Source organism: Streptosporangium sp. NPDC023615, assembly GCF_040640155.1.
GTDB lineage: Bacteria > Actinomycetota > Actinomycetes > Streptosporangiales > Streptosporangiaceae > Streptosporangium.
This window is the reverse complement of the sequence record NZ_JBFABE010000137.1, coordinates 1-5162: the sequence shown is the minus strand read 5'-3', so window position 1 is coordinate 5162 and position 5162 is coordinate 1. Positions and strand designations below refer to the sequence as shown.

Annotated in this window: 3 protein-coding genes; 2 read left to right on the top strand and 1 reads right to left on the bottom strand. The window is 70.0% G+C overall.

Annotated features, from left to right (window positions below; translation table 11 throughout):
* Nucleotides 1-439: endo-1,4-beta-xylanase (locus AB0G16_RS38265; protein WP_362815858.1), on the bottom strand; the 439-nt coding region annotated here is incomplete at its 3' end.
* A gap of 837 nt (nucleotides 440-1276) precedes the next feature.
* Here AB0G16_RS38265 and AB0G16_RS38260 point away from each other — a divergent pair.
* Entirely contained in the window at nucleotides 1277-2398 is a 1122-nt protein-coding gene (locus AB0G16_RS38260; protein WP_362815856.1) for a lectin, read from the top strand.
* Nucleotides 2399-2569: 171 nt separating this feature from the next.
* A partial coding sequence (locus AB0G16_RS38255; RefSeq protein WP_362815854.1) for a PQQ-dependent sugar dehydrogenase occupies nucleotides 2570-5162 on the top strand: 2593 nt, incomplete at its 3' end.

Genomic DNA, 5162 nt, shown 5'->3' with positions numbered 1-5162 from the left:
TGCCGTTCTGCACGGCCCAGTTGTAGATCCGGTCGCCGGCGCTGAAGTTGAACTGCCCCCGGTTGGGCTCGGTGGCGTCGATCTTCATCTCGTTCTCGGCCGTGATCATGTCGAACTCACGGCTGGCGATCGTGTTGTAGGTCGGGTCGCCGAGCCTGCCCGCCGAGATCGCGGTGCCGAAGTAGCGGCCGCTCTGCTGTGCCGCCGCGCCGAGCGTGCTCGCCGCGGCGGCGGAACCGGCGGAACCGGAGGAGGCGGCGGAACCGGCGGAACCGGAGGAGGCGGCGGAAGCGGTGGTGGCGACGGTGGCGGAGACCGGGCCGGTCACCGCCGTGAGCGTGCCGAGCACGAGGGTGCCGAGGGCGCCGGCGATCAGGGTCCGGCGAAGCCCTCCGACCGGTCGCCGGGTGCCAGGTGGGGGTATGGCATTCGAGCCCATGACTGAGCCTCCATAACTGCATCACGGAAACGCGGAAGCGGATGATCACGAGGGGAGATCCGCAGGATCGACGCCGCGTCCCGTCGTCGGGGAACGCGTACCACCGGGGCGTCGTGACGGACGGCCCCTGCCGCTCACCACCGACCTGGCATGGGGCCGTCTCGGGGACTCAGTCTGGAAACTATTACAAAATGTGTCAAGCTCATCTGAAAAGCTTCTGCCTCGCTGCTTGCCACTCATGTTCCGGGCCCTCGCCGACCTCCCCCGAGCCGGGGGAGGCGCGGGTTCCGCCGCCCGGGGTGAGCCTTCCCGTGTGAAATTTTCATTACACCGACGTGTCCGGGCCGGTGGGCCGTCTCCTGAAGGCCAGATGGGCGGTGCCCGCCACCTGCCCCTTTGGGTGCGGAATGTTTCGTACTCTTGACAGCCTCTCGTCACCTCGTGTTTGCTCCGCTCCACCACCACAATCGTTCGACGGAGAAGGAGCCACGATCGGCAGGCGGGATGTTAGCGCTCACATCTCGCGGCACCCCCCAAGACATGCTCGGCGACCGCGAATCCCGGACAGGCACCACCTCTGCGGATTCCCTCGCTCCGCACGGCCGCCGATCCCCTGACAGGAGAGTCCCCGCACGGCGAAAGCCCGGATCAGCCTGACACCTCGGGTCTCGCGGCCCGCAGACGACCGGGGCCACCCGCGACGCGCCAGAGCAGCCACTCCCGACCGCCACGTCCGCCGGCACACGACACCCGCCGGACAGTGGTCCGAACACAGATCTTCAGCGCTACACGAGCTGTCAGCAGTAACTGCTCTCAGCCCCAGGAAAGAGGTTGAGCATGCGTGGGTGGAGACGGTGGTTCAGCACGGCGCTCCTGGCCGTGACCATGGTCGCCCTGGGCGCGGTGACGCAGACGAGCGTCGCCGGCGCGGAGTCCAACGGCGGGGTGCGGGTCATGCCACTGGGTGACTCGATCACCGAGGGCACCCAGGTGCCGGGCGGGTACCGCATCGGCCTGTGGCAGCGCCTGGCCGCCGGCCGGTACACCGTCGACTTCGTCGGTTCCCAGTTCAACGGGCCGGGCTCCCTGGGCGACCACGACCACCAGGGGCACCCCGGCTGGCGCATCGACCAGATCGACGCCAACATCACGGGCTGGGCGCGGACCCAGAACCCGCGCACGGTGCTGCTGCACATCGGCACCAACGACATCCTGCAGAACTACAACGTGGCCGGCGCGCCCCAGCGGCTGTCGAACCTGATCGACCGCATCACCACGACCGTGCCGGACGCGGACGTGTTCGTCGCCACCATCATCCCGCTGTCCAACCCCGGCCAGGAGAACGCCGCCCGCGCCTTCAACGCGGCCATCCCCGGCATCGTGCAGAGCAAGGTCAACAGCGGCAGGCGCGTCCACCTGGTCGACATGCACTCCAAGCTGACCACCTCCGACCTGATCGACGGCATCCACCCCACCGCCGGCGGCTACGACAAGATGGCCGCCGCCTGGTACGCGGCCCTCCAGTCGGTCCCCGGCAGCATCGGCCAGCCCGGTACCACCCCGACGCCCTCGCCCACGAGCGCGATCCGCGGCGTGGGGTCGGGCCGGTGCCTGGACGTCGCCAACGTCTCGCAGGCCAACGGCGCGGCGGCGCAGATCTGGGACTGCAACGGCCAGAACAACCAGCGCTGGACGCCGACCGGCACCGGTGAGCTCCGGGTGTACGGCAACAAGTGCCTGGACGTGGCCAACATGAGCACCGCCGACGGCGCGCAGGTACACATCTGGGACTGCAACGGCCAGAACAACCAGAAGTGGCGTCTCAACGGTGACGGCACCATCACCGCCGTCGGCGCGAACAAGTGCCTGGACGTCCCCAACTACTCCACCGCCAACGGCGTCAAGCTCCAGATCTGGGCCTGCAACGGCGCCCCCAACCAGCGCTGGACCCGCGTCTGACGCGGGTGAGGAACACGGGGCGGTCCCGGGGGCCGGCAGGCGGGGGCACACCTCGCGGCCGGATCCACGTGGCCGACCGCCGTCGTACAGCTTCTCGCCGGCGACGCCCTTCTCCCAGGAGGGCGTCGCTCGTCCGGGGAGTGACCACCCCCTACACCCGAAGGAACCACCGTGCAACCATTCTCGCCCGCCGGGGCGCTCAGACCGGTCCTGACCGGGGTCGCCGCCGCGGCGGTGGCCGCGGCGATCACCCTTGTCTCCCCGGTCGCCTCCAGCCTCGCGGCCACCCCCACCCTGCACGCGTCGTCGTCCGGCGCCGACGGGGCGGGTGCGCCGAACAAGGCGCTCGCGCTGAACATCCCCGCCTCGGACTACCAGCAGGTGCCGCTCGCGTCGGGCGGCGGCGAACTGGGTGAGGCGATGTCGCTGGCCGTGCTGCCGAACCGGTCGGTCCTGCACACGGCCCGCGACGGCACGCTGCGCGTGACCGACGTCAACGGAAGCACGAAGGTGGCCGCCAGGCTCAACGTCTACACCCACGACGAGGAGGGCCTCCAGGGGGTGGCGGTCGATCCCGGCTTCGCCACCAACCGGCACGTCTGGCTGTACTACTCGCCCCGGCTGAGCACGCCGAACGGCGACGCCCCGGCCACCGGCACCCAGGCGCAGTTCGACCAGTGGAAGGGCGAGTTCTACCTGTCGCGCTTCACCCTCAAGTCGGACGAGACGCTCGACACGGCCAGCGAGAAGGTGGTCCTGCGGGTCGCCAACGACCGCGGCCAGTGCTGTCACGCCGGTGGTGACATCGACTTCGACGCGCAGGGCAACCTGTACCTGACCACCGGCGACGACACCAACCCCTTCGAGTCGGCCGGCTACTCCCCGCTGGACGAGCGGACCAACCGCAACCCGCAGTACGACGCCCAGCGCAGTTCCGGCAACACCAACGACCTGCGCGGCAAGGTCCTGCGGATCAAGCCGCAGGCCGACGGCACCTACACGATCCCCAGCGGCAACCTGTTCGCGCCGGGCACGGCGAGGACGCGGCCGGAGATCTACGCGATGGGCCTTCGCAACCCGTTCCGGATGAGCGTCGACAAGGCGACCGGCGTCGTCTACCTCGGCGACTACGGGCCGGACGCGGGGGCGACCAACTCCAACCGGGGGCCCAGCGGGCAGGTGGAGTTCAACCGCATCACCGCCGCCGGCAACTACGGCTGGCCGTACTGCACGGGCAGCAACACCACCAACGAGACCTACAACGAGTGGAACTTCGCCTCCAACAGCACCGGCGCGAAGTTCAACTGCGCGGGAGGCCCGACCAACAACTCCTTCCGCAACACCGGCCTGACCACGCTGCCCCCGGCCAAGCCGGCGTGGATCAAGTACGCCGGTGACTCCGGCTCGCCGCCGGAGTTCGGCAGCGGCTCGGAGTCGCCGATGGGCGGCCCGGTCTACCGGTACGACGCCAACCTGAACTCCTCCGTCAAGTTCCCCCAGGCACTCGACGGGCGCTTCTTCGCCGGCGAGTACGGCCGCCGCTGGATCAAGGCCATCGAGGTGAGGAGCGACGGCGGCTACGGGGAGATCTCCGCGTTCCCCTGGTCGGGCACGCAGGTGATGGACATGGGCTTCGGTCCCGACGGCGCGCTGTACGTGCTGGACTACGGCACCGGCAACAACAACCAGGCGCTCTACCGGATCGAGTACATCGGCAAGGCCAACCGCAACCCGATCGCCAAGGCCTCGGCCAACAAGACGTCGGGGCCGGCTCCGCTGACGGTGAACTTCTCCTCGGCCGGCAGTTCCGACCCCGAGGGCGGCGCGCTGACGTACTCGTGGAACTTCGGCGACGGCACCACCTCCACCGCCGCCAACCCGAGCAAGACCTACAGCACCAACGGCGCGTACACCGCCACGCTCACCGTCCGCGACCCGCAGGGGCTGACCGGAAGCGCGAGCGTGAGCGTGTCCGTCGGCAACACCGCCCCGACCGTCACGCTCACGACCCCCGGCGACGGGCAGCTGTTCTCCTTCGGCGACACGGTGCCGTTCCAGGTCACCGTCAGCGACCCCGAGGACGGCACGATCGACTGCTCGAAGGTGACGGTCACCTACTCGCTCGGCCACGACAGCCACGCCCACCAGATCACCTCCAAGACCGGGTGCAGCGGCTCCATCGCGGTGCCGGTCGACGGTGAGCACGACGCCGCGGCGAACATCTACGGCGTCTTCGTGGCCTCCTACACCGACGCCGGCGGCCTGACCTCCACCAGCGGCCGGACGCTGCAGCCGCGGCACCGGCAGGGCGAGCACTTCGGCGCCCAGCAGGGCGTGCAGACGGCCGACCACGCCACCGCCGAGGGCGGCAAGACCGCGGGCTTCATCGACGACGGCGACTGGGTCTCCTTCCAGCCGTACAACCTGAGCAACGCCACGAGCGTCACCGCGCGGGTGTCCTCGGCGGGCGCGGGCGGCCGCATCGAGGTCCGGGCGGGCTCGGCCACGGGCACGCTGCTGGGGACGGTCAACGTCACGAGCACCGGTAGCTGGGAGACCTTCGCCGACGTCTCGGCGAACCTCTCCGGCGCGCCGTCCGGCGTCACCACGCTGTACCTCGTCTTCCGCGGCGCGACCGGCCAGGGTTACCTGTTCGACCTGGACGCCTTCACCTTCGGCACCGGCCCGGCGCCCTCCCCGTCGGCGACGCCGACGCCTTCGGGGACCACGAGCGCGTTGCGGGGGGTGGGCTCGAACCGGTGCC